The following is a 25,352-nucleotide window of genomic DNA, read 5'->3' on the forward strand; positions in this document are numbered from 1 at the left end:
TTTAAAAACTTTTGGCCATTACAAAACAGCCCGGCTTAAGAGTTTTTAATTATGCTATTAAAACTCCGACTGGTGTTCGCGTTTAATATCTTCGCTTTCCCAGGCATGGTCTTGTGCGCCCAGTTGTGTATATAAGTCGTTCTTAATAAGTTGCTCCTGTATTTCAATTTCCTGAAGGGTGCCCATAAGCAATGCTTTTTTATCGTGCCTTTTTTCGGCAAGCCTTCGTGTGGCATCTTCATCATATTTTATAAAACGCTGCCCCTGCCGGGTAGCTGTATAGCGGCGGTGCCCCATTTCTACAAGCGCTTCAACGCCTAAATGCACCGCGCTGTACAGGTTTTCGCGGTAAAAATCGCTAATACCCATACCTACAAGCTCAAAAGCATCGCTGCGGTTTTTTGCCCTTGCCAGTATTTTAAGATGCGGAAAATGCTTTTTGATGGTTTTTACAACCTGAAGGTTTACCCTTGGGTTATCAATGGCTGCCACAAACAATTTGGCATCATCGCACCCGGCAGCTTTAAGCAATTCCAGTCGCAGGGCATCACCATAGTACACTTTAAAGCCAAGTTTACGCAACGAGTCTACCCTGTCAGAATCCATGTCCAGTACGGTAGCAGGTATTCCGTTAGATTTTAAAAGACGCCCGATAGTACTGCCAAAATTACCAAATCCGGCAATTATTACCTCGTTTTTATCATTTTCCTCAATATCATCGTACTTATCTTTATTTGATCGTTCCCTTGTGCCAAAATAGGGGGCTATCCAATATTCATTTATCAGGAGCAGGAAGGGGGTACCTATCATACTCAGGGCTATAACAGCCATCATTTGGTTGGCAAGCATGGTTGCCATAAGGTTTAGCTGCACGGCAAAGCCCAGTATGACAAAGCCAAACTCACCGGCCTGGCTCATGGCAAAAGAAAAAAGAAGGTTTTGGTCCTGGCTTTTTTTATAAATTTTACCCACCAAAAGCAGCAGGAAAAATTTTATGATATTAAAAATAGTACAAAACAGTATAATAAATACAGGGTCGGCTAAAATAAGCGTAAAGTTTATAGAAGCTCCCACCCCCATAAAAAACAAGCCTAACAATAAACCCTTAAACGGGGCAATGTCGCCTTCAAGCTCGTGTTTAAATTCGCTGTTTGCCAATACCATACCGGCTATAAAAGCACCAAGCGCGGGGCTAAGCCCCACAAGCTGCATCATAAAAGAAACCCCCATAACCAGTAAAAGGGCAGAGGCGGTAAAAAGTTCCTGCAGGCGGGTTTTTGCCACTATGTGCAATAATGGAATTATAAAATACCGCCCACCAAGATATACAAGACCTATTGCACCAAATACAATGAGCGCCTGTAACCAGCCCGCAAGGTCTGAAATTAGTGACTGGTTAATATTTTCATTTCGTATTTCGCCTCCGGCGAGTAATGGCAAAATAGCCAGTATAGGGATAACAGCAATATCCTGAAACAGTAATACCGCAAATGATGAACGCCCCATAGAGGTTTTGGTTAATCCCTTTTCGCTCAGCGTTTGCATTACAATAGCTGTTGAAGAAAGGGTTAATGCCAGAGCTATAATAAGCGTGGTTTGCCAGTTCCAGCGCAATACCAGTGAGCAAGCCATAAAAAGCACAGCCGCTGTGCCCACAACCTGTAAAGACCCCATGCCAATAATAAACCGGCGCATACGCCAGAATTTCTGTGGTTCAAGCTCCAGGCCAATAAGAAACAGCATCATTACGACACCAAACTCAGCAAAATGCATAATATCCTGCCCTTCCTGCCCTATAAGCCCCAAAACATAAGGCCCTATAATTATACCGGCAAAAAGATACCCTAATATTGAACTAAGCCCAATTTTTTTAGCAATGGGTACACATATTACTGCAGCAAGCAGGTATATTATCGCCTGGAAAAAAAATCCTTCTGTCATGAGGTTTATATTAGTTTAGTTTCGAGCCAGTCATTAAGATAGGGATATTTATTAACTTCTTTTATATCCACCTGCTTATATTCCAGGTACTGCAGCATCTGGGCATATTTTTTTGCATAGCTATTATAATCTTCCTGCTGCATAGAGTGTGTACCATGCACTACAAATGGGGGAATGTACCGCATATTGCAAACCCGTGCCGTTTGGCAAAAAGGCTCTAATAACTGCATCATGGTAAAGCGGTCGCGCCCCCCCGGATTATAATTTTCGCGTATGCCTCCCGTAGTAATAACCTGTAGCAGTAATTTGCCTTTCAGGGCAACGCCATCCCGCCCATACGCCCAGCCATGCTCCAGTACAATATCAATCCATTGTTTTAGCAACGGGGGGCAGCTATACCAGTACATAGGGTGGTGCCAAATAACAATATCATGCAAGAGCAATAATTCCTGCTCACGCCGCAAGTCTATATCAAATTCAGGATATTCCTGGTACAGGTCATGAAACGTAATATTTTCAGATTGTGGAATATGCCTTACCAGCGCCTGGTTGGCGTTTGATTTTTCAAATAGCGGATGCGCAAAAATTATAAGGATTTTGTTAGGCATAAAGTACGAATAAAACCTGCATAAAATTATTGAAAATATCAGATGATTCTCTTAATTATAGTAGAAAAACCTGATATTTTCAAAAATAGGTTTTATGCGTTTCGCCCCAATGTACTTTAAAGTAGCTTTAACATTTAGGGTTGTATCCCCAAATAATTAGCCGGGGTAATTTTTAGTAGCTCCTGCTTTACTTTATCATTAACCTCAAGGGTGCCTATAAAAGTATGTATAGCTTCTTTATTTATTACGGTATTAGTGCGCGTAAGGGCTTTAAGCGCCTCATACGGATTAGGATAGCCTTCACGACGTAGTATGGTTTGTATAGCTTCGGCAACTACTGCCCAGTTTTTCTCTAAATCTTCGGCAAATTTATCAGCATTAAGCAACAATTTATTTAGGCCTTTAAGAGTAGCTTCAAAAGCTATAAGCGTATGCCCAAACGGTACTCCAATGTTGCGCAATACCGTACTATCGGTTAAATCGCGCTGTAGCCTTGAAATTGGCAGTTTGGCGGACAGGTGTTCAAACAGAGCATTAGCAATGCCCAGGTTGCCTTCGCTGTTTTCAAAGTCTATAGGGTTAACCTTATGCGGCATGGCAGAAGAACCTACTTCTCCCGCTTTTATTTTTTGCTTGAAATAATCCATAGATACATACGTCCATATATCACGGTCAAGGTCAATTAATATGGTATTGATGCGTTTAAGGGCATCAAAAAACGCTGCAAAATGGTCGTAATGCTCAATTTGCGTGGTGGGGAATGAGTGTTTTAGTCCCAAAGTACCTTCAACAAAATCCATCCCGAATTTACGCCAGTCATTTTGCGGGTAGGCTACAAAATGCGCATTAAAATTTCCTGTAGCACCGCCAAATTTTGCCGCAAAGGGAATGTTGTGCAGGTAGCGCAATTGCTCTTCTAAACGTTCAACAAAAACATGAATTTCTTTACCTAAACGGGTAGGGCTGGCAGGCTGGCCGTGTGTGCGCGCCAACATAGGCACATCGGCCCACTCGGTGCTCAACTCTTTTAATTTGGCAATAACGTTTATAAGCAGTGGCTTATACACTTCCTCATAAGCCTGCTTGGCAGAAAGTGGTATGGCAGTATTATTAATATCCTGGCTGGTAAGCCCAAAGTGTATAAACTCTTTATATTTTTCAAGGCCAAGGTTGTCAAAAGCTTTTTTTATAAAATATTCTACAGCTTTAACATCGTGATTGGTAGTTTTTTCTATTTCCTTAATAGAAAGGGCATCTTGTGTATTAAAACTTTTATAAATATACCTCAGTTTATCAAAAACATCCTTCTCTATATCTGCGAGTTGCGGCAGTGGCAGTTCACAAAGTGCAATAAAATACTCTACTTCTACAAGTACGCGGTATTTAATAAGTGCTTCTTCAGAAAAATAAGCTGAAAGTGATTGGGTTTTGCTCCGGTACCTGCCATCAACAGGCGAAATAGCGTTCAGTTCAGATAGTTGCATAAATATTTGTGCTGTATTATTTATGCACGCAAATATAAGCCTTTTGCCGTAAACAATAAACATTAGTTTTTAGCCAAAAGATAATGCGGTATAAATAAGCCGTTTTTAGGGCTTTATAGCTGTAGACATTATGATTATAAATAGCTATATTTGCACCCTTAAAAAAACATTTTCTAAATGAAAGCAGGTATAGTAGGATTACCAAATGTGGGTAAATCAACCCTTTTTAACTGTCTGTCAAACGCTAAGGCACAAAGTGCTAATTTTCCTTTTTGTACCATAGAGCCAAATATTGGTGTGGTAAATGTACCTGATCCAAGGCTTTTAAAGCTGGAAGAGTTAGTAAACCCAGAGCGTGTGCAGCCTGCTACCGTAGATATTGTTGATATTGCAGGCCTTGTAAAAGGCGCCAGCAAAGGCGAGGGGCTGGGTAACCAGTTTTTGGGTAACATACGTGAGTGTAACGCCATTATACATGTACTGCGTTGCTTTGATAATGATAATATTGTACACGTAGACGGTAGTGTAAACCCTATACGCGATAAAGAAACTATTGATATTGAGTTACAGCTTAAAGATCTTGATACGGTTGATAAGCGACTTGAAAAAGCCAAAAAAACGGCCAAAGTGGGCAACAAAGAAGCCCAGGCAGAAGTAGCTTTGCTTGAAAGGATAAAAGAAGCCTTGCTTCAGGCTAAGTCGGCACGTACTGTAGTACCTCAAAATGATGACGAAGTAAAACTACTTGAAAGTTTTCAGCTTATAACCACTAAGCCGGTACTGTATGTTTGTAATGTAGATGAGGGCGCTGCCGCTACCGGGAATAAATATGTGGAGCAGGTGCGCGAACTGGTTAAGGATGAAAATGCCGAGGTTATGTACCTTGCCGTAGGCACCGAAGCCGATATTACCGAACTGGAAACCTATGAAGAGCGCCAGATGTTTTTAGAAGACCTGGGGCTTACTGAACCGGGGGCTTCTGCATTAATACGTTCGGCTTACAAGCTATTAAGCCTGCAAACATACTTTACTGCAGGTGTTAAAGAGGTAAGGGCATGGACTATTAATATTGGCGATACTGCTCCGCAGGCCGCAGGCGTAATACATACCGACTTTGAAAAAGGCTTTATACGCGCCGAGGTTATAGCGTATGACGATTATGTTGCCTATGGTACCGAAGCTAAAGTGAAAGAAGCCGGTAAGCTAAGGGTAGAGGGTAAGGAATATATTGTAAAAGACGGTGATGTAATGCATTTCCGCTTCAACGTGTAAATTAGTATTGAGATATAAGAATTGAGTATAGAAATAGATCCCGCCAATGGCGGGGGTTATTCTTGAAATCCAATAGTAAAATTTTTAATTAATTCCTCCGCACTGTATATTTCAGCATAATTTTCGATTGAACCAATCTCAAATCTTAATGGAAGATTTTCTTTAGTCCAAACAATGATCCTATATTCCTTTTGATAACTTAATAGATGGTTCTTATGGAAAAGTGATAAATTAATATCTTTATTTGTGAATTTTTTATAGCTAACAATTTTATGAGAAAAAGTATAATTCATCTCAGTAAGTTTAGCAAAAATTGAGTCTACAAATTTTTTTGCATCTTTTATAACTACACAATGAGTCCCAAAATTCAACATCCTTTTATCTATTCGATGCAAATTCTTTCTATGAAGTAATAAATCAGAAATTGCGTATGTAGAATAAATATTACCTATGTGTCCTTTGTGATATTTTCTAAACTGAGTATGATTAGGATTTAGAATAAATTGTTTATCATCAGCTTTTAAAATTAATTGTCCATTTTCAAAATTTTTTATTTCAAAGGCTCCCTCATATATATCTCCCACACCTTCTTTTTCATAATTATTAAACCATTTAATTGTATTCATATAGATTTCGCCTTTGGTAAAAAGTTTTTCAATATTATTTTTATCTCCAAATTTTATTAAAAAGTATTACCTCTATAGCCATAATCATATTAAATAAATTACAGTAGTGTTATTCCATTTACTGCCTACTTCATATTTATCTTAAATTTAATAAATTCATATTGTTATAGTGCGCATTTATGTATAAATTCGGATTTCTTTTTTTAAAATAACTAAGTAATATATGCACTTATGAAAATAATAGCCTTAGCAGGAAGCAGCAGTAACACATCAATAAACAAGCGTTTGGCAACTTATGCCGCAGGGCTTTTTGAGAGTGGTGAGGTAGAGGTACTTGACCTGAACGACTACGAGCTCCCGTTATTTAGTGTAGATAAAGAAAAAGAATTGGGGCAGCCCGAAACAGCGCATGCGTTTTTGGAAAAAATAGGTTCGGCAGAAGTGATAGTGCTTTCTGTTGCAGAGCATAATGCAGGGCTTACCGTAGCCTTTAAAAACATTTACGATTGGGCATCGCGCCAGCACAAAAAAGTTTGGCAGGATATACCTATGCTGCTACTAAGTACATCGCCCGGCAAACATGGCGGCAAAAATGCTATGGAAGCAGCTAAAATCAGTCTTAAATGGTATGGAGGTAACATTCGCGCTACATTTTCGCTACCATCATTTAATGAAAATTTTGATACCGAAGCCGGTAAAATATCCAATAAAGATTTAGATGACGCGTTAAAAGCTATTGTACAGAATTTTGATTATGGCAAAGAAACTTAAATGGCTGTTACGGTTCACACTGCGCTTTATGGCGGCTATTGTTATATTTGTGGTAGTATATCTGATTGCTGTTTTTGTTTTATATCATATTCCCGTAAACACAAACCCGGAAAAAGGTGAAATCCCTATATACATTAATACAAACGGGGTACATACCGATATTGTAGTACCTGTACATAATGAAATAAAAGACTGGCGGCAGGATATACTTTTTGAACATACCCTTTCAAAAGATAGTACGGCACGGTTTGTGGCGTTTGGCTGGGGCGATAAAGGTTTTTACCTTGACACGCCAGAGTGGAGCGACCTTAAAACAAGCACTGCATTTAAGGCTGCTTTTTACCTGGGTACATCAGCCATGCATACCCGCTTTTATAATAGCCTTGCCGAAGATGATGAATGTGTAAGAATAATGATTACCAAAACAGATTATGCTGATTTAGTGGAGTATATAGAAAATAGTTTTTCACACACTGTTGACCGTAAAGTGGAATATATTGAGGGTGCCCATTATAACCGATATGATGCTTTTTATGAAGGCATGGGGCGCTATAGCCTTTTTTATACCTGCAATACCTGGGCTAATAATGCCCTTAAGGCGGCACACCAGAAAGCGGCTTTATGGACGCCGTATGACAAGGGTATTTTTTATCAGTATAAATAGCTTTTCAGCTTATTGGCAAAGTATTTGTATTTAATGTTTTATGAAAAAAATACTTGTTTTATTTATCTGTTGTTGTTTTAATTTAACTGCTGTGGCCCAGGATTTTGCCAAAGTTGATGCTGCGGTTAAAAATTATCCTGCTTCTTTTGCCACCCCCGATAAATTTGCTGAACGGGTTAATGCCGATTTTAAAAATGATGAAGAAAAGGCCCGCGCCATATTTACATGGATAGCCACCAATGTAAAATATGACCTGGCTGCCTATGGCGTTAATGAAAAGCCTGTGGCATATTCTTTTAAAACAGAAGATGAAAAGCGGGCTAAGCAGAAAGAATTCAGGGATGAGCTTGCCCTTAAAACCCTTCGCTCTAAAAAAGGGGTATGCCAGGGATATTCAACTTTATTTCTTACTATAGCCGAAAAATGCGGGTTGGAAGCCGCTTTTATATCCGGTACCTCAAAATCGCACCCTATGCATATAGGCAAAGCCCCCGGCGCGAGTGACCATGCCTGGAATGCCGTAAAAATTGGTAATGAGTGGAAGCTATTGGATACGACCTGGGGGGCAGGGGTAGTAACAGGTGCGCGCCCGGCATTTCAGTTTAAATTTAATGATGCCTACTTTTTTGCCGAACCGGATGTGTTTTTTTTAAATCATTTTCCGGATGATAAAAGATGGCTCTTAACTGCCAAAACTGAAAAAGATTTTGAAAACCTGCCTTTGTTTTACGGTAATTATCTTTCTGAAGGGTATGAGTTTGTAAGCCCTGTAACGGGTACAATTTCCAATCCTGCTGTGCAGGTGGCCGATTTTAAAATTAAAAACCTTAAACCCGGCGATAAGGTGCATTATGTTTTTAGTAACGAAAAAGTTTTTAAAGAAGCTGTTTTACAACAAACAGGCACTATAGCCGAATTTAAAGTACCGCTACCACTAAGGGCAAACGGTACACTCACAGTATATATTAACCAAAAATCGGTAGCAGCGTACCGGATAGAACGTTAATAAATTAGTCAGTAAATAATCTGCCGGAGTGTTAAGATACTTTTAATAAGTTTCTTTCATCCGGCTTTCATTTTTTGTGCAGATATAATATATTAGCAGAAAATCCCTTGTTTTATGGCGGCACAAGATCAGTATACCGAAGATAACATACGTTCACTCGACTGGAAAGAGCACATCCGTATGCGTCCCGGTATGTATATTGGAAAGCTGGGTGATGGCTCTTCGCCGGACGATGGTATTTACATCCTTATTAAAGAGGTGATAGATAACGCTATAGACGAGTTTGTAATGGGTACCGGTAAGACTATAGAGGTTACCGTAAAAGATAAAACCGTTACAGTACGCGATTACGGGCGGGGCATACCCCTGGGCAAGGTGGTAGATGTGGTGAGTAAAATGAATACTGGTGGTAAGTATGATTCGCGCGCATTTAAAAAATCGGTGGGATTAAATGGTGTGGGTACCAAGGCTGTTAATGCGCTTTCCACTTTTTTCAGGGTAGAATCTGTTCGCGATAACCAACAGAAAGCCGCAGAATTTTCCGCAGGTGAAATTACACTTGACGAAGAAGTAATAGAAACCACCAAGCGCAAAGGTACCAAGGTAACTTTTGTGGCCGATGATACTATTTTTAAGAACTATAAGTACCGTAATGAGTACATAGTAAAAATGCTTAAAAATTATTGTTACCTGAATACAGGGCTTACAATAATTTTTAATGGGGAAAAATTTTTTAGTGAGGAAGGCTTAAAGGATTTACTTTCTGAAAACATACAGGAGGAAGACCGCATCTATCCCATCATCCACTTAAAAGATGAAGATATAGAAGTTGCTATGACACATAGCAAAACCCAGTACAGCGAAGAATATTATTCGTTTGTAAACGGGCAAAATACCACACAGGGCGGTACACATCTGGCAGCCTTTAGGGAAGCTATAGTACGTACGGTAAAAGAGTTTTACAACAAAAATTTTGAAGCGGCCGATATACGAAAATCTATTGTGAGTGCCATAAGCGTAAAGGTTGAAGAACCGGTTTTTGAGTCACAGACCAAAACCAAGCTGGGTAGTACCGATATGGGACCAAACCTGGCTACAGTACGCACTTTTATAAACGATTTTGTAAAAACCAAGCTGGATAATTTTTTGCACCGTAACCCCGAAGTTGCCGATGCATTACTGAAAAAGATATTACAGGCAGAGCGCGAGCGTAAAGAGCTTAGCGGCATACGCAAACTGGCGCGAGACAGGGCCAAAAAAGCCAGCCTGCATAACAAAAAACTGCGCGACTGCCGTGTGCATTTAACAGATAGCAAAAATCCGCGGAGTTTAGAAAGCACCTTGTTTATTACCGAGGGAGATTCTGCTTCGGGCTCCATAACCAAATCGCGCGATGTAAATACCCAGGCTGTATTTAGCCTGCGCGGTAAGCCGTTAAACTCGTATGGCATGAGCAAGAAGATTGTGTACGAGAATGAGGAATTCAACCTGTTGCAAGCCGCTCTTGATATAGAGGAAGATATGGAGGCATTGCGCTATAACAACATAGTTATTGCTACTGATGCCGATGTTGACGGTATGCACATACGCCTGTTACTAATTACATTCTTTTTACAATTTTTTCCTGAACTGATAAAAGAGGGGCATTTATACATATTGCAAACACCACTGTTCAGGGTGCGAAATAAAAAAGAAACTATTTATTGTTATAGTGACGAGGAGCGAAAGGCAGCCATAGAAAAACTTACCGGTAAGCCCGAAATAACCCGATTTAAAGGTTTGGGTGAAATAAGCCCCGATGAGTTTAAACATTTTATTGGAGAAAATATACGCCTTGACCCTGTAATGCTGGATGCCGCCACTTCTATACAAAATATGCTGGAGTTTTATATGGGTAAAAACACGCCGGACAGACAGGAGTTTATCATCAACAACCTGAAAGTAGAGCTTGATGTGGTGGATAAATAATGTAAAACATCCGATAACAGTGTACAGCTAAAATAATGTCATGACAAGATATGACAAAAGAATATTAAAATTCAAATAGTTATTTGAAGCAATTAAATGAGCGAAGATAATTTTGAGCCTTTAGAAGGAGAACATTTTTACAACAGGGAAGACAATTCCGGCGATACCATTACCAAGGTAACCGGTATGTATAAAGACTGGTTTCTGGATTATGCTTCATACGTAATTCTGGAACGTGCAGTGCCCGCTATTGAAGACGGCTTTAAGCCCGTACAGCGGCGTATTATGCACTCCCTTAAAGAGCTTGACGACGGGCGCTATAATAAAGTGGCCAATGTGGTGGGGCATACTATGCAGTACCACCCACACGGTGATGCCTCTATAGGCGATGCCATGGTACAGATAGGCCAGAAAGAACTGCTTATAGATACCCAGGGTAACTGGGGTAACATACTTACGGGAGATGGCGCTGCAGCATCGCGTTACATTGAGGCACGCCTCAGCAAATTTGCTTTAGAAGTTTTATACAGCCCAAAAATCACTACCTGGCAACTCTCTTATGATGGCCGCCGTAATGAACCGGTAAACCTTCCTGTAAAATTTCCGTTATTATTGGCACAAGGTGCCGAAGGTATTGCAGTAGGTTTATCTACAAAGGTATTGCCCCATAACTTTAATGAGCTTATAGATGCCTCTGTAAAAGTTTTAAAAAACAAGCCGTTTACTTTATATCCCGATTTTCCTACGGCAGGTATTGCCGACATGTCTAATTACAACGACGGTATGCGCGGAGGGCGTGTACGGGTGCGTGCAAAAATATCGCAACTGGATAAAAGTACTCTGGTTGTCACACAAATACCCTTTACTACTAATACCTCTACTTTAATAGACAGTGTCCTTAAAGCCAATGAGAAAGGCAAGATAAAAATTAAAAAAATAGAAGATAATACCGCCGCAGAAGTAGAGATTCTTATCCACCTTCCGCCGGGAGTATCGCCAGATAAAACCATAGATGCACTGTACGCCTTTACAGCCTGCGAAACTTCGGTAGCACCACTGGGCTGTGTTATTGAAGACCAAAAGCCATATTTTGTAGGGGTGAGCGACATGCTGCGTATTTCTACCCACCGCACAGTAAACCTGTTGCGGAGTGAGCTTGAAATTCAGTTAGCTGAACTTCAGGAACAATGGCATTTTCAATCGCTTGAGCGTATTTTTATAGAAAACCGTATTTATCGCCTGATTGAGGAAGAAGAAACCTGGGAGGGGGTAATACAGGCTATTGATGAAGGATTGAAGCCTTTTACAGCCCACCTGAAACGTGCGGTAACCAAAGAGGATATTGTAAGGCTTACAGAAATACGGATTAAGCGTATTTCTAAATTTGATATTGATAAGGCACAACAGAAAATAGAAGCCCTTGAAGGCGAAATCGAACAGGTAAAACATCACCTGGAGCATATTATAGATTTCGCCATTGATTACTTTATGAACCTGAAAGCCAAATATGGTAAGGGCAGGGAGCGTAAAACGGAATTGCGTAGTTTTGATAATATTGAAGCTACAAAAGTAGTATTGCGTAACACCAAACTCTATGTAAACCGCGAAGAGGGCTTTGTGGGTACCGGGCTTAAAAAAGATGAGTATGTTGCCGATTGCAGTGATATAGATGATGTGATTGTATTTTTGCGCGACGGAAATATGATGGTAACTAAAGTTGACGTAAAAACCTTTATTGGCAAAGACATCATTCATGTAGCTGTATTTAATAAAAATGATAAGCGTACCATTTATAACATGATATACCGCGATGGTAAAAGCGGGCCAACTTATGTAAAACGTTTTAATGTAAGCAGCATCACACGGGATAAGGCGTATGATATGACACAGGGCACCAAAGGCAGCCAGGTATTGTATTTTTCTGCTAACCCAAATGGAGAGGCCGAAGTGGTAACCATTTTATTACGCCAGACCGGAAATATTAAAAAACTTAAGTTTGACCTTGATTTTGCAGAAATAGGCATTAAAGGCAGGGCATCACGCGGTAACACGGTTAGCAAATATCCTATTAAGCGTATTGAACTGAAAGAAAAAGGTATTTCCACCTTAAAACCACGCCGCATTTGGTTTGATGATACGGTACAACGCCTGAATGTAGACGGCAGGGGCGAGCTTTTGGGCGAATTCAGGCCTAACGACCGATTGCTTATCATAAACCAAAATGGCAAGCTGAAAACCATTATACCCGAACTTACTACTCATTTTGATGAGGGCATGATTGTTTTGGAGAAATGGGTACCCAAAAAACCGGTTTCTGCTATTTATTATGATGGTGAAAAAGAACGGTATTACATAAAACGTTTCCTTATTGAAAATGAAAATAAAGAGGAGCTTTTTATAACCGAGCATCCTAATTCCCAGCTTGAAATTGTAAGTACCGATTACAGGCCGGTAGCCGAAATTATATTCCCGAAAATTAAAGGGGTACAAAAAGAAACATTAACGGTTGACCTTGAAGATTTTATTGCCGTTAAAGGTATTAAGGCGTTAGGAAACCAGCTCACTACAGATAAAGTAAAACAGGTAAACTTATTGGAACCATTGCCTTATGAAGCCCCTGAAGAGGAGATTCCGGAAGAAATGGATGTTAAAGGTGAGGTTGACCTGACTGATGAAAACACCAATATATCTTTGGATGAGGATGGACAGATTATTTTAAGCCTGGAATAGTATACACAAAATAAAAGAGTGCTTAATTGCACTCTTTATTCTTTATAAAAACTTAGCTTTTAGTTCAGGTGTGGGTATCATACAGGCCTCTTTTTTACCATACCATTTGTAGCGGTTACGTGCCACGTAGTCATATACCGAATTTGATATAACATTCGGTATAAATTTAAGCAGGCTAAGTAAGTTATAGCCACCACTTAAATCTTTAGAAATATTTAATGCTGCTTCAGCTTTGTAATAGTATGATTTTCCGGGAATATATAATATTATGGAATCCGTTTTGGAGGTATCAATACTTATATAGCTAACAATTTCCTGGCCTAACTCCGATTGCAGTGCCACAAACCTGAACACATCTTTTTTATCGTGTTTAATTATAAACTGCACAGCGCTGTCACACAGGTTACAAACCCCGTCAAACAAAATAATTTTTTTATTTTCTGGTAATTTCATTGTTTCAGGTTAAAGTTTTGTTTATAAACTATACTGCACAATTATGTGTTAATAGCTAAAGGCTTACAGCTATTTCTTCACAGCTTCAACCAGTTCCAGCGATTCTAAATCAACTTTACTGGTAAATATACCGTAATTTACCGTTGCCTTATTTTTTTCAATAGCATCAAGCGTACCAACAGCCTTGCCGTCTATCATACGCACGCGGTCACCAATTTTAATAGGCGCTTTAGGTTTTGGTGTAGCAGCTTCTTTAATCTTTTTCTCCTTTTTTACCTGGCGGATTTCGGCTACTTTTTCTTTTACCTCGGCTATTATCTGCTTTTGTACCACCTCTTGTTTCTTTTTTTCTTTCGGCAGCAGTTTTTTGCGTTTGGAGTTTTCAATCTCTACCGTTTTAAGCAGTTCGCCAATAAGCTCTTTTTTATTCTTATTATTAAAGTATTTTTCACTTAACTCATCCAGTTTTTGGCCCAGGTAAATAAGGCGCTGGTTGGCATCATATAACTCCTGGTAGCTTTCCAGCTTTTGCTGTATACGTGTGTTGATGTTTTCCATCTTTTTGCCTTCCTCCCGTGCGCGCTGTTCTTCTTCTTTTAAGGTTTGCGAGGTTTTCTCCAGCTTAGAACGTTCTTTTTGCAGGTTGGCAATAGTTTTATCAAAACGTACCTTGCCTTTTTCTATTTTCTTTTTAGCGCGGTTTATTAATCCGTACGGAATACCGTTTTTTTGTGCCACTTCAAACGTAAACGAGCTACCGGCCTGGCCCAGTATCAATTTATACATCGGCTCCAGTGAACGTTCGTCAAAAAGCATGTTGGCATTGGTAGCAAAAGGCAATTCATTAGCCAGCATTTTTAAATTGGTATAATGTGTGGTAATGATACCAAAAGCTTCCCTATGATAAAATTCTTCCAGAAATGTTTCGGCCAGCGCGCCACCCAACTCAGGGTCTGACCCGGTTCCGAATTCATCAATAAGAAAAAGAGTTTTATCGTTACACTTTCTTAAAAAGTAATTCATGTTTTTAAGGCGGTAGCTGTAGGTACTCAGGTGATTTTCTATACTCTGGTTATCGCCAATATCAGTAAGTATACGGTCAAACAAAAAAGTCTCGCTACGCTCATGAACAGGTATCAGCAAGCCGCTTTGCAACATTAGTTGTAGCAGCCCTATGGTTTTGAGTGTAATACTTTTACCCCCGGCATTGGGGCCTGAAATAACAATAATGCGGTTATCCTGCGCCAGCTCTATAGTTTGCGGGTATACCGGCTCATTTTTTCTGCGGTTATTTACATAAAGTATGGGGTGGTAAGCATCCCTGAAAAACATACGCTTTTCTTCGGTAATGTTGGGTAGCAGCCCGTTAATCCTCTGGGCATATTTGGCCTTGGCCGAAACTACATCTATAGCGGTTAAAAATTCCTGATAATCATTTAATAACGGCACAAACGGGCGTATCAGATCGGATAATTGTTTGAGTATGCGCTTAACTTCTTCTTTTTCTTCATATTCAAGGTTATTCAATTCCCTCGAATAGCGCAATGTGGCTTCGGGTTCAATATAAGTAATACTGCCCGTTTTAGAGCTTCCTAATATAGAGCCTTTTACTTTACGGCGGTACATGGCCAATACGGCAAGTACACGGCGGTTTTCTACCACGCTTTCACGTATATCGTCAAGGTACCCCTGGCTGTTGTATTGTGTAAGGGCAGCGGCAAAGCTTTGGTTTATTTTTCCTTTAACCTCATTCATCTGCCTGCGTATAAGTTGCAGGTTTGGCGATGCTTCATCTTTCACCTCGCCGTATTTATCAATTACCTTATCAATAAGTTTTGTAATCTCTTTGGTATACTCCACTTCGCCAGCACGGGTGTGGAGGGTGGGGTAGTAGTCCTCAAACTTTTCAAGAAATTTTATAAGCGTATTGGCTGTTTCAGAGAGTATTGCTATCTTTCTGAATGCGGCTGCATCAAGGTAGCTGTCTTCTATTGCAAGAAATTTTATCTCTTTTGATATAAGTTCAAATCCATGGTTGGGCAATGCATTATTATTAGCAAAAGAGGCAACATACTCTGATGTTTGCTTAAGCGCATCCATAAGCTGCTCTTTATTTTTAAAGGGCGCTATCTGCAACGCTTTTTCACGGCCGGGATCTGTACTGCAGCCAGAAGCTACTGTTTCAAGCACGGTACCGAATTCTAAATCTTTTAAGGTTTTATCTGTAATACTTATCATTACTGTTTTTAAAGCAAATTCTATGCAAAAATACTATATATTGGCACTTACTGCACAAATGGCAGTAAAGTTTAAAAGTTTATGGCTGCCATGCCGGTAATTATTATATTTGTGAGACAACCTGAAATAATGAATATAAATATAGAGCCCTCCTGGGAAAAAGTACTGGATAGCGAATTTGATAAGCCCTACTTTAAAAACCTGATTGATTTTGTAAAAGAAGAATATAAAAACCATGTTTGTTATCCGCCCGGGAAACAGATTTTTGCTGCTTTTGACCATTGTCCTTTTAATAAGGTAGAAGTTGTAATAATAGGGCAGGACCCTTATCATGGCCCTAAGCAGGCTAACGGGCTTTGTTTTTCGGTTAATGATGGTATACCCATGCCACCATCTTTGGTAAATATCTTCAGGGAAATTGAACAGGACCTTGGTAAGTCTTTTCCGCCAACCGGAAATTTAGAACGCTGGGCAGAGCAGGGAGTGCTTTTACTAAATGCAACATTAACCGTAAGGCAGGGGCAGGCGGGCAGCCATCAGGGTAAAGGCTGGGAAACTTTTACCGATGCTGTAATACAAAAAATATCTGACGAAAAGGAAAATGTAGTGTTTTTACTTTGGGGCGGATTTGCCAAAAAGAAAGGGGCACGCGTAGATAAAAGTAAACACCATGTATTAGAATCGGGGCATCCTTCTCCTTTAAGCGCCAATAAAGGGCATTGGTTTGGCAATAAACATTTTAGCAAGACAAATGAATTTTTAGCAAAAAACGGCAAGAAAACAATAGTATGGTAAAGGTCTATATAACCTAAGTAGCTTAATGTGTGTTATTTAATTAAATGTTAATGCCCCTAAAATTTCTTCGCTCATAAACGGCCCGCCAGGATAACGTGCGGTATAATCAAGGTTGAGCCATACCTGGCCATACTCGTCTACATGGTAATGTACTTCGTGCCCACGGCTTTCATCAGCAAAAAGCTGTTCTTTAATCAGGTAATTTGCAATTTCAAGGTCAGCTTTATCGCCCACCAGCATTTCAGGGTATAAATGCCCACCGGTATGTATAATTCGTGGTGTACCACCCACGGCCCTTATACACGCAGCCATTAATATGGCATGGTCATCACAATCTCCGGCAAAATGCTGTAACGATTCGTCAGCAGTTGCAATATATTCAGCATTATGTGGGTCATTAACATATATCCAGCGGTTACGGATGTCTTTAAAAACGGAGAAACACTGAATCATCCGGCGTTCTTTTTGGAATCCCTTAATATCCCTGAAATATTTTGTGGCAGCCCCCACGGCATAATTGCGTACCTGTGGATTGTTATAATCTACCGCATCTATAATTTTACTTTTATTAGGGAATGGCAGTAATTTAGATAAAATTACCCCCTGTGGGTTAGGGTCATATGCCATAGTATATACCATAGCCTGGTATTCTTCATATACCGAACGAAAACCATAATCGCCAAAAAGAGAACCAAACAATAGCGCAAGCACATAAAAGCCTATACAAATTATAAGTATTTTTTTTAATACCGTAAGTATAAGCTGTATTAACGTTACAAGGGTAATAAAAATTAAAACCCGGTCTATATGCAGTGGCCACTCCGGGTCTATAAGGTTTTGGTGCAGTATGATGAAAACAGGTATGGATATAAGCAGGTTTAAAATAAAAATGATAATGGAATCCCATGGCTTCGGGATGCGAAGCTTTTTAAGCAGGTTTTTTATTTTGGCAAGAAATTCCTTCACCATACGTTAAGGCAGCAATATCATCCTGCCACATTTTCAAAACTTAATTTACGGTCTATTATATTCAGGTCAAGTAATTGCTCCTGTACGGTATACAGTATATCTTGTGTGAGTTTTTGATCTGACCATTGCGTTAAAGACAACCATTCAGCAGTATCTTCTTCTTTTTGCCCGTAACGTGCTGCTAATATCCGTGTAATATTTTTTATTTCTTTAAAACCAGAAGTTTTAGTATTTATAACATCTAATATTGTTCCAATTATTTGGGGGCTGTTAACTAATACTTCATCTCTCACAGCAATAACAAAACTGGGCCAGGGGGTGGGGCAGTCTGCCACACGGCGAAATATACCTTGGTCTACTATAGGCTTTGTCATAAAACGTTCCCACATAAAATAATCGGCCGTGCCATCGGTTAATGACTTTATGGCGCCATCAAGCGTATTTATCACCTCAAAACGCAGGTTGGCTGTGTCCCAGCCTTCATTTTGTGCATTTACAAATGCCATAAGGTGCGATCCGGAACCATAACGGCTTATAGCGACAATTTTATTTTCCAGGTCGCCCAGTGTGATATAGGCAGAGCGTGCTGCCACATGTATACCCCATATAAGCGGCGATTGAACGTAAACCTGCACAATTTTAGAGGGGTTGCCTGCAGTAATATCTTTTACAATACCTTCAGTAAGTATTACGGCAATGTCTGTTTCGCCATCGCGCAACATCTGGCAAAGCCTGCCGGTACCTTCGGGTACATCCGTCCATTTTACATCAACACCCTTTTCTGCAAATTTACCTTCTTCTATGCATAGCCGCCAGGGTAAGTTAAAATGTTCCGGTACGCCTGCTATATGTATTTTACCCATTATAAACTTTCTGATATTTTATTTAATGCAAATTCAATTAATTTATTTACAACAACATGAGGGTCATTACTAAAAGTGCCACTTTCACGGTTTGCTATAATAGCACTTAGCGAAATGGCATTATGCCCCAGTAACCCGGAAAGGCCATAAATAGCTGCTGTTTCCATTTCGAGGTTGGTAATACGGTTACCGTTATAACTAAAACTATCTAATTTATGGTTGAGTTGCCTGTCCTGAATATCCAGCCGCAGTATGCGCCCCTGTGGCCCGTAAAAGCCGGGTGCTGTGGCGGTAATGCCTTTGTGAATTTCTTCTGAATCAAAAATTTCCATCAGTATTTCACTACCCTGTATGGCATATGGGCTGCCTTTGTGACTGTCCCAACCGGTATGGGCTATAAAAGCATCCTGAAGCGCCTTATCTGATAAGCCATTAACAATATACGAGCGCAGCATGTTATCCATACCAAGGCCGTAAGATGACATTACAAAACTGTCTACCGGTATATTGGCATGTAAAGAACCCGAAGTGCCAATGCGGATAATATTTAACGGGGTTAATACTGCCTTAGGCTCACGTGTTTCAAGATCTATGTTTACTAATGCATCCAGCTCATTTAGTACAATATCAATATTATCAGGCCCTATACCGGTTGAAAGCACGGTTAACCGCTTACCTTTATAGATACCCGTCTGGGTTTTAAATTCACGCTTTTGTGTAGTAAACTCTATAGTATCAAAATGCTGGGTTATTTTTTCAACCCGGTCAGGATCACCTACAAAAATTATAGTAGAGGCAATGTTTTCCGGCCTGAGGTTAAGGTGATAAATGCTCCCGTCAGGGTTAAGTATAAGTTCAGATTGTTTGATTTCCATTTTACTATTGCTTTAACCGCCTACACGTTTAACTATATAACCTTCTTTACCAAGATAGTCCATAACTTTATCCCTGAAATTTCCCTGAATAATAATTTCGCCATCTTTTGCCGATCCGCCAACGCCGCACAAGGTTTTCAATTTTTTAGCCAAGGCTTTCAGGTCATCATCTGTACCTTCAAACCCTTTTATTACAGTAGCAACTTTACCGCCACGATTTTTTTTATCCAGGTGCGCTTCAAGTCGCTGCTCATTATTAGCAAGTGTTTCCTGCTGTTGCTCATTACTATCAAACTCAAAATCACTATTTGTAGAAAATACAAAGCCTCCTAAATCTTCCAGGCTGTTACTTTTTTTTGCCATAATTCAAACTTTATAAAAAAAGGCATCAGGCGTAAAAACCCAATGCCTTTACAGGTATAAATTTATGTATTATTTTTTAATCAGGCCTAAATCTACAAGGCGTTCATATAGGAATTCTCCCGCTGTGATATCCTCATATAATTTAGGATGTTCATCATCAATACAATTTTCTAAACAATCCAGTTTCATTTCGCTAATTGGGTGCATAAAAAATGGTATAGAGTAGCGTGAGGTGCCCCATAATTCACGCGGCGGATTTACCACCTGGTGTATGGTACTTTTAAGTTTGTTGTTGGTATGGCGGCTTAACATATCACCTACGTTTATTACCAGTTCATCTGGCTGTGCAATGGCATCTATCCATTCGCCTTTATGGTTTTGTACCTGCAGCCCTTTGCCCTGCGCACCCATTAACAGGGTAATAAGGTTAATATCGCCATGCGCAGCAGCACGTACCGCATTATCCGGTTCCTGAGTGATGGGAGGGTAGTGTATGGGGCGTAATATGCTGTTGCCTTCAGCTACATATTTGTCAAAATAAAACTCGTCTAACCCTAAATACAGTGCCAGTGCACGCAATACATATACACCAGTTTTTTCAAGCATTTTGTAGGCTTGTTCACCAACTTTATTAAACTTAGGCAACTCTTTAACTTCAACATTTTCAGGATATTCCCCTGCATATTTAGAACCTTCCGGAAGATACTGGCCAAAATGCCAAAACTCTTTAAGGTCGCCTTCTTTACGGCCTTTGGCGTGTTCTTTACCAAAAGAAACATAGCCACGCTGCCCACCAATACCGGGAATTTCATATTTCTCTTTAACTTCTACCGGCAGATTAAAAAAGTTACGCACTTCTGTATATAACTCGTCTACAAGTGTATCATCCAGAAAATGCCCTTTTAGTGCCACAAAGCCTATATCTTCATAGGCTTTACCGATTTCATTTACAAATTTTTGCTTGCGTTCCGGGTCACCCGAAAGGAAATCACGCAGATCCACACTGGGGATGTTTTGCATAATAATCGTTTATTGTTAATACGTTTACAGGCTAATAGCTGTAAATACAAATGTAAGGATTATTTCTTTTTTGAAAGTAGTGTATTATACCCTCAAAAAATAAGATTAGGTAATGAAAGCATAAAGATTAACTAACAGACCTGTTAATTATTAAGCTGATTTTTGGAGAAACCAAATTACTATGAAAACACAAAACAACAGCAGGAGAAAGTTTATACAAACAACATTGTTAGCCGCCGGGGGTATTATGCTGGCCCCTAATTTTATAAGCTGTGAAAGCGATGACAATAGTGCGCCTGATTATAATCCGTCAGATTTTACAAATAAAAATTTTGACCATGGTATTGCCAGTTTTGACCCTACCAGCACATCGGTTATTATATGGACACGATACAACAGGGCAAATGCAGAAATAATATGGGAGGTGGCTACAGATGAAAATTTTAATACTGTAATCAGGACAGGTAAACTGACAACAGATGCATCAAGAGATTATACTTTGGCTGTTGAGCTTACAGAGCTTGAAGCCGATAAAAAATTGTATTACCGTTTTGCCAATACTGATGACAAGGCTATTTCTGTAACCGGAGAAACCAAAACAATGCCGGTTAATGCAGCTTCTGTAAAACTGGCTGTTTGCTCGTGCTCTAATTACCAGGCCGGATATTTTAATGTATATGATGCCATGGCAAAATCTGATGCTGATGTTATTGTACACCTCGGAGATTATATATATGAATATGAAGCAGGCGGATATGGCGCTACACCCGAAAATGCTTCTTTAGGAAGAAAACACCAGCCTGCAACTGAAATTCTTAGTTTAGAAGATTACAGGACACGTTATAAGCAATACAGGACAGACGTTTCATTACAGCTTGCCCACCAAAAAAAACCTTTTATATGCGTTTGGGATGACCACGAAATTGCCAATGATACCTATAAAAACGGTGCAGAAAATCATACTGAAGCTACCGAAGGAAGTTTTGAAGTAAGAAAACAGCATGCTTTGCAGGCATACAGCGAGTTTATGCCTTTCTCAAGGCAGGATGAAAGCAATAACGCTTTGATATACCGTACTGTTACCATTGGCGGGCTGGTAAACCTTATTATGCTGGATACCCGCGTAATTGCCCGTCACAAGCAACTTGATATAAATACTTATCTTACCGCCGGAGGTTTTGATGCTGTATCTTTTATGACAGACCTGTCTACCCCCTCAAGGACATTGATTGGTGATACACAACGTAACTGGATTATTAACCAGATAAACTCAAGCAGCGCAAAATGGCAGGTTTTAGGCCAGCAGATACTAATGGGTAAAATGTATGTACCGGCAGAGCTTTTGCTTGCTTTTGGACAACCCGGGTTTATCGAAATTCTTACCCAGTTGGTTACTATAAAAATGCGTATGCTGAATAACGACCCGACACTTACACCAGAAGAAACTGCGCGTATAACAACAACTCTGCCTTATAACCTTGATGCATGGGATGGTTACCCTGTAGACCGTGAAATTATTTATGGCTCGCTTAACGGTAAAAAAATTATCACCCTTGCGGGAGATACGCACAACGCATGGTACAATACATTATATACCCAGAATGGCGCCGAAGTAGGTGTTGAGCTGGCTACATCAAGTGTTAGCTCTCCTGGTTTTGAAATCTATTTGGGTGACGTTGATGCTGCTACTATTGCCTCTTTTGAGCAGGCTATGACGCTGCTGGTTGATGGGCTTTCTTATTTTGATGCTTCGCGGAGGGGTTATGTAATGGCTACTTTTACCAATGCCGATGTAAAAGCGGAATGGGTATTTGTAGATACTATACTATCACAGTCATATAATGCCTCAGTAGGGCATACAATAACCTATTCATAGAAATATGAATAGTATTACAACAACAAAACCATCCCGTATAAGGATGGTTTTTATTATTTTAGAAAAAGAAAACAACTATTGTTTCTTTACATACTTGGTAAGTATTACAATAAGCTGGCCGTCTATTTTACCTTCAATTTGTTCTGGGTTATCATGCACTAAACGTATGTTGCGTACTGCCGTGCCCACTTTGGCATTAATTGTTGAACCTTTTACATCAAGGTCTTTTATAAGGGTAACGGTATCGCCCTGCTGTAAAATATTGCCATTACTGTCTTTATGAAATTCTACACCGGCCTCACCTGTGTGGTCTCCGGTAGCCTTGGCATATTCCAACAGTTCATCGTCAAGGTATATCATATCCAGATTGTCTGCCGCCCAGCTTTCGTTACGGAAACGGTTTAACATGCGCCAAGATACTACCTGTACTGCAGGCACTTCGCTCCACATACTTGTGGGTAATACGCTTTCCCAAAAAGCACTATCCGGCTCTTCTTTTTTCTCTATCTGGTTAAAGCATTTTTCATCTATCAGTATAAAACCGTCTGCGCCCATATTACGCGAAGGTTGCACTTCATACACCACAAGTTTATCGGTTGCACCACAAATTTCACACTGGTTTCCGCTGCGCTCCTTTAGTTGTTGTTCAATTGTCATTTTTATTTTTTTGGCTGTAAATATAATGATTTTCGCAGAGGGATTTTTTAAAAAGATAACATGAATTATCTGACAGCTTAAATAATTGATTTATTTTTGAAACAGAAATACATTTTAAATATACTCCCGAGATAAAGTGCACAGCGGCTATATGGTTTTCGGTTAAAACCGCCCGAAACCAGCATTTACTCTCTGATAAATTCTATCTTTGGGAATTGAAAAATATGAGATATGAGATTTCACACCCGAAAATGGGTTAAGCCCGAAGATTTAAACCCTAACGGAACCTTATTTGGAGGTAAACTACTGGCGTGGATTGATGAAGAAGCGGCTTTATATGCTATTATACAGCTTGAAAACCAAAGGATTGTTACCAAATACATGTCAGAAATCAACTTTATGGCTTCTGCACGCCAGGGCGATATTATAGAAATAGGCATTGATGTAGTAAAATTTGGAGTTACCTCGCTGGTGCTCCGCTCTGAAGTGCGTAATAAAATGACACAGGAAAAAATTATTACGGTTGATAATATTACTATGGTAAGCCTGGACGGTTCTGGTAAACCATCGGCCCACGGCAAAACTAAGATAGAGTATGTAAAAGACCGCCTGGAAAAATCTTAGTTTTCTGTTTCCACAAATTTTTTACCTACACTGGGCAGTTCAAATATCTCTAAGCCAAAATAAGGCACCGCTGCAATAATATGGTCAAAAATATCGGCCATGATATATTCATAATTTACCCAGCGCTTATCAGATGTAAAAGCATATATTTCTACAGGTATACCTTTTTCGGTAGGTTGTAAATGCCTGCACATAATAGTCATTTCTTTATTAATGGCAGGGTGGGTTTGTATGTACTCATTTACATATTTACGAAAAAGCCCCAGGTTGGTTAAATTTCTGCCATTTAAAGGTATTGACTTATCAGCTTTAGCCTGTGAATTATATTTGTCTATATCAGCCTGCCTGTGTTCAATATAAGAAGTTAACATCTGTATTTTTTTATACTCTTTAAGCTCTTCGGGACTTACAAAATGTACACTGTTATTTTTAATTAAAATATAGCGCTTTATACGCCTGCCGCCGCTATTTACCATACCGCGCCAGTTTTTAAACGAATCTGATATAAGGCTGTATGTGGGCAGGGTAGTGGTGGTATTATCAAAATTGCGCACTTTTACGGTGGCCAGATTTATTTCGATAACATCACCATCGGCACCATATTTTTCCATGGTAATCCAGTCGCCAATGCGTACCATATCATTTACACTTACCTGTATGCTGGCAACAAGACCTAAAATAGTATCTTTAAAAATAAGCAGTATAATGGCAGATACCGCACCAAGTGTACCCAACAGGGCAGTAGCTTTTACATTAAATATTACCATAATAATAGCCATACCACCCAAAATCCATAATATAATCATGATTACCTGGATGTAGCTGTCAATAGGCTTATCATTATAGGCAGGCTGTAATTTAAGGTAGTCTTTTACCGAATTAAACACACTGCGTACAAGCCACAGCATGAGTATAATTATAAAAATAGTAAGCCCTTTTTGAAACAGTGCTTCTAAACGTTTAAAATCATGAAATATTATAGGTATGACTTCAAAAACAAATAATACGGGAATAAGGTGAGCAATATGCTTTGATGCTTTATTTTGTATAAGTATATCATCAAATGAGGTTTTGGTACGCTGGGCAAATATACCAAAGGCAAAAACAAACAGTTTTTTTGAAAGAAAATCAAGCACATATGCTATAATAATTACTTCAGCTATATTAATAGCAAGGTTAGCATACAACGCTGCATCATTACTAAAATTAAGATCTTTGAAAAGGGTATATCCCCAGTTAAATACCTCCATTTGTTATCATGTCTTTTTAAAATATTTCCACTCTATATAAAATGTGCCGAATGGAATTACAGAGGCCAAACACACCAAAAGGAATTTTTTTATGCCCCAGTTTTGTTCTTCTTTTAATAGAAAGGCTAAAATTATATATGCTATAAACAATATGCCATGTGCCATACCTGCAGGCCTTATAAAGCTTTCGTTATCAAACATATATTTCATAGGCATTGCAACCAGAAATAAAACAAGCAGTGATATACCCTCCAGGGTGGCAATAATTTTAAACCAACGGACCATATAGATTTTTTTTG

23 protein-coding genes are annotated in these 25,352 nt (G+C 39.4%); 9 read left to right on the plus strand and 14 right to left on the minus strand.

The genetic code is table 11. The features are described from left to right. Window positions 1-57: 57 nt before the first annotated feature. The 3 genes from ABS766_RS08330 to purB form a co-directional block, all read right to left on the minus strand. Window positions 58-1,941 (minus strand): monovalent cation:proton antiporter-2 (CPA2) family protein, encoded by a 1,884-nt coding sequence (locus tag ABS766_RS08330; protein WP_408084674.1) that lies wholly within the window; start codon window positions 1,939-1,941, stop codon window positions 58-60. A 5-nt stretch (window positions 1,942-1,946) separates the two neighbouring features. Continuing rightward, on the minus strand, window positions 1,947-2,549 hold the full coding sequence (locus ABS766_RS08335) for an NAD(P)H-dependent oxidoreductase (RefSeq protein ID WP_408084675.1): 603 nt from the start codon (window positions 2,547-2,549) through the stop codon (window positions 1,947-1,949). Between the two features lie 134 nt (window positions 2,550-2,683). After that, complete coding sequence (gene purB / locus ABS766_RS08340) at window positions 2,684-4,033, minus strand: adenylosuccinate lyase (RefSeq protein ID WP_408084676.1); 1,350 nt, start codon at window positions 4,031-4,033, stop codon at window positions 2,684-2,686. Between the two features lie 177 nt (window positions 4,034-4,210). On the opposite strand from purB, the gene ychF reads away from it, so the two are divergent. Beyond that, window positions 4,211-5,305, plus strand: coding sequence for a redox-regulated ATPase YchF (gene ychF, locus ABS766_RS08345; RefSeq protein ID WP_408084677.1), 1,095 nt, complete (start codon window positions 4,211-4,213; stop codon window positions 5,303-5,305). A gap of 56 nt (window positions 5,306-5,361) precedes the next feature. Here the strand turns inward: ychF and ABS766_RS08350 are convergent, their stop codons facing one another. Next, entirely contained in the window at window positions 5,362-5,931 is a 570-nt protein-coding gene (locus ABS766_RS08350) for a hypothetical protein (protein ID WP_408084678.1), read from the minus strand. A 231-nt stretch (window positions 5,932-6,162) separates the two neighbouring features. On the opposite strand from ABS766_RS08350, the gene ABS766_RS08355 reads away from it, so the two are divergent. From ABS766_RS08355 to ABS766_RS08375, 5 genes are all read left to right on the plus strand, one after another. Further along, window positions 6,163-6,702, plus strand: coding sequence for an NADPH-dependent FMN reductase (locus tag ABS766_RS08355; RefSeq protein ID WP_408084679.1), 540 nt, complete (start codon window positions 6,163-6,165; stop codon window positions 6,700-6,702). Further along, window positions 6,686-7,366: a TIGR02117 family protein gene (locus tag ABS766_RS08360; protein ID WP_408084680.1), complete on the plus strand. Its 681-nt coding sequence runs from the start codon at window positions 6,686-6,688 to the stop codon at window positions 7,364-7,366. Before ABS766_RS08355 ends, ABS766_RS08360 begins: the two co-directional genes overlap by 17 nt. Before the next feature lie 91 nt (window positions 7,367-7,457). Further along, window positions 7,458-8,372, plus strand: coding sequence for a transglutaminase domain-containing protein (locus ABS766_RS08365; RefSeq protein ID WP_408084682.1), 915 nt, complete (start codon window positions 7,458-7,460; stop codon window positions 8,370-8,372). Between the two features lie 114 nt (window positions 8,373-8,486). Further along, the gene (locus tag ABS766_RS08370; RefSeq protein ID WP_408084683.1) at window positions 8,487-10,340 is read left to right on the plus strand and encodes a DNA topoisomerase IV subunit B; all 1,854 of its coding nucleotides are present in this window, start codon (window positions 8,487-8,489) and stop codon (window positions 10,338-10,340) included. A 96-nt stretch (window positions 10,341-10,436) separates the two neighbouring features. Further along, window positions 10,437-13,070, plus strand: a complete 2,634-nt coding sequence (locus ABS766_RS08375; protein ID WP_408084684.1) for a DNA gyrase/topoisomerase IV subunit A — start codon at window positions 10,437-10,439, stop codon at window positions 13,068-13,070. A 42-nt stretch (window positions 13,071-13,112) separates the two neighbouring features. On the opposite strand, the gene ABS766_RS08380 is transcribed toward ABS766_RS08375, so the two are convergent. Both ABS766_RS08380 and ABS766_RS08385 read right to left on the minus strand, forming a co-directional pair. Then, entirely contained in the window at window positions 13,113-13,523 is a 411-nt protein-coding gene (locus ABS766_RS08380) for a thiol-disulfide oxidoreductase DCC family protein (RefSeq protein WP_408084685.1), read from the minus strand. Between the two features lie 69 nt (window positions 13,524-13,592). Continuing rightward, on the minus strand, window positions 13,593-15,761 hold the full coding sequence (locus tag ABS766_RS08385) for an endonuclease MutS2 (protein ID WP_408084686.1): 2,169 nt from the start codon (window positions 15,759-15,761) through the stop codon (window positions 13,593-13,595). A 129-nt stretch (window positions 15,762-15,890) separates the two neighbouring features. On the opposite strand from ABS766_RS08385, the gene ung reads away from it, so the two are divergent. Continuing rightward, complete coding sequence (gene ung, locus ABS766_RS08390) at window positions 15,891-16,556, plus strand: uracil-DNA glycosylase (RefSeq protein ID WP_408084687.1); 666 nt, start codon at window positions 15,891-15,893, stop codon at window positions 16,554-16,556. A 36-nt stretch (window positions 16,557-16,592) separates the two neighbouring features. Here the strand turns inward: ung and ABS766_RS08395 are convergent, their stop codons facing one another. The 5 genes from ABS766_RS08395 to ABS766_RS08415 all read right to left on the minus strand — a co-directional run bounded on the left by ABS766_RS08395 (window position 16,593) and on the right by ABS766_RS08415 (window position 20,646). Beyond that, window positions 16,593-17,525: a transglutaminase gene (locus ABS766_RS08395; protein ID WP_408084688.1), complete on the minus strand. Its 933-nt coding sequence runs from the start codon at window positions 17,523-17,525 to the stop codon at window positions 16,593-16,595. 17 nt (window positions 17,526-17,542) lie between these two features. Further along, on the minus strand, window positions 17,543-18,388 hold the full coding sequence (locus ABS766_RS08400) for a substrate-binding domain-containing protein (protein ID WP_408084689.1): 846 nt from the start codon (window positions 18,386-18,388) through the stop codon (window positions 17,543-17,545). Next, window positions 18,388-19,263: a nucleoside phosphorylase gene (locus ABS766_RS08405; protein WP_408084690.1), complete on the minus strand. Its 876-nt coding sequence runs from the start codon at window positions 19,261-19,263 to the stop codon at window positions 18,388-18,390. Before ABS766_RS08405 ends, ABS766_RS08400 begins: the two co-directional genes overlap by 1 nt. Window positions 19,264-19,275: 12 nt before the next feature. Then, window positions 19,276-19,626 (minus strand): translation initiation factor, encoded by a 351-nt coding sequence (locus ABS766_RS08410; RefSeq protein WP_408084691.1) that lies wholly within the window; start codon window positions 19,624-19,626, stop codon window positions 19,276-19,278. A 69-nt stretch (window positions 19,627-19,695) separates the two neighbouring features. Beyond that, window positions 19,696-20,646, minus strand: a complete 951-nt coding sequence (locus ABS766_RS08415) for an isopenicillin N synthase family dioxygenase (RefSeq protein ID WP_408084692.1) — start codon at window positions 20,644-20,646, stop codon at window positions 19,696-19,698. Window positions 20,647-20,827: 181 nt separating this feature from the next. On the opposite strand from ABS766_RS08415, the gene ABS766_RS08420 reads away from it, so the two are divergent. Continuing rightward, on the plus strand, window positions 20,828-22,522 hold the full coding sequence (locus tag ABS766_RS08420) for an alkaline phosphatase D family protein (protein ID WP_408084693.1): 1,695 nt from the start codon (window positions 20,828-20,830) through the stop codon (window positions 22,520-22,522). Window positions 22,523-22,597: 75 nt separating this feature from the next. Here the strand turns inward: ABS766_RS08420 and ABS766_RS08425 are convergent, their stop codons facing one another. Beyond that, window positions 22,598-23,179 carry a PhnA domain-containing protein gene (locus tag ABS766_RS08425; RefSeq protein ID WP_408084694.1) on the minus strand — a complete coding sequence of 194 codons (582 nt, stop codon included), beginning with the start codon at window positions 23,177-23,179 and terminating at the stop codon, window positions 22,598-22,600. Between the two features lie 231 nt (window positions 23,180-23,410). Here ABS766_RS08425 and ABS766_RS08430 point away from each other — a divergent pair, with 231 nt between their 5' ends. Beyond that, window positions 23,411-23,803 (plus strand): acyl-CoA thioesterase, encoded by a 393-nt coding sequence (locus ABS766_RS08430; RefSeq protein ID WP_408084695.1) that lies wholly within the window; start codon window positions 23,411-23,413, stop codon window positions 23,801-23,803. Here the strand turns inward: ABS766_RS08430 and ABS766_RS08435 are convergent. Next, window positions 23,800-25,053, minus strand: a complete 1,254-nt coding sequence (locus ABS766_RS08435; protein ID WP_408084696.1) for a mechanosensitive ion channel family protein — start codon at window positions 25,051-25,053, stop codon at window positions 23,800-23,802. The two genes, ABS766_RS08430 and ABS766_RS08435, sit on opposite strands and share 4 nt — an antisense overlap. 6 nt (window positions 25,054-25,059) lie before the next feature. Continuing rightward, complete coding sequence (locus tag ABS766_RS08440) at window positions 25,060-25,338, minus strand: DUF3817 domain-containing protein (protein ID WP_408084697.1); 279 nt, start codon at window positions 25,336-25,338, stop codon at window positions 25,060-25,062. Window positions 25,339-25,352: the final 14 nt, after the last annotated feature.

This window comes from Flavobacterium rhizosphaerae (assembly GCF_046000445.1).
In the GTDB taxonomy this organism is placed as follows: Bacteria; Bacteroidota; Bacteroidia; order Flavobacteriales; family Flavobacteriaceae; genus Flavobacterium; species Flavobacterium rhizosphaerae.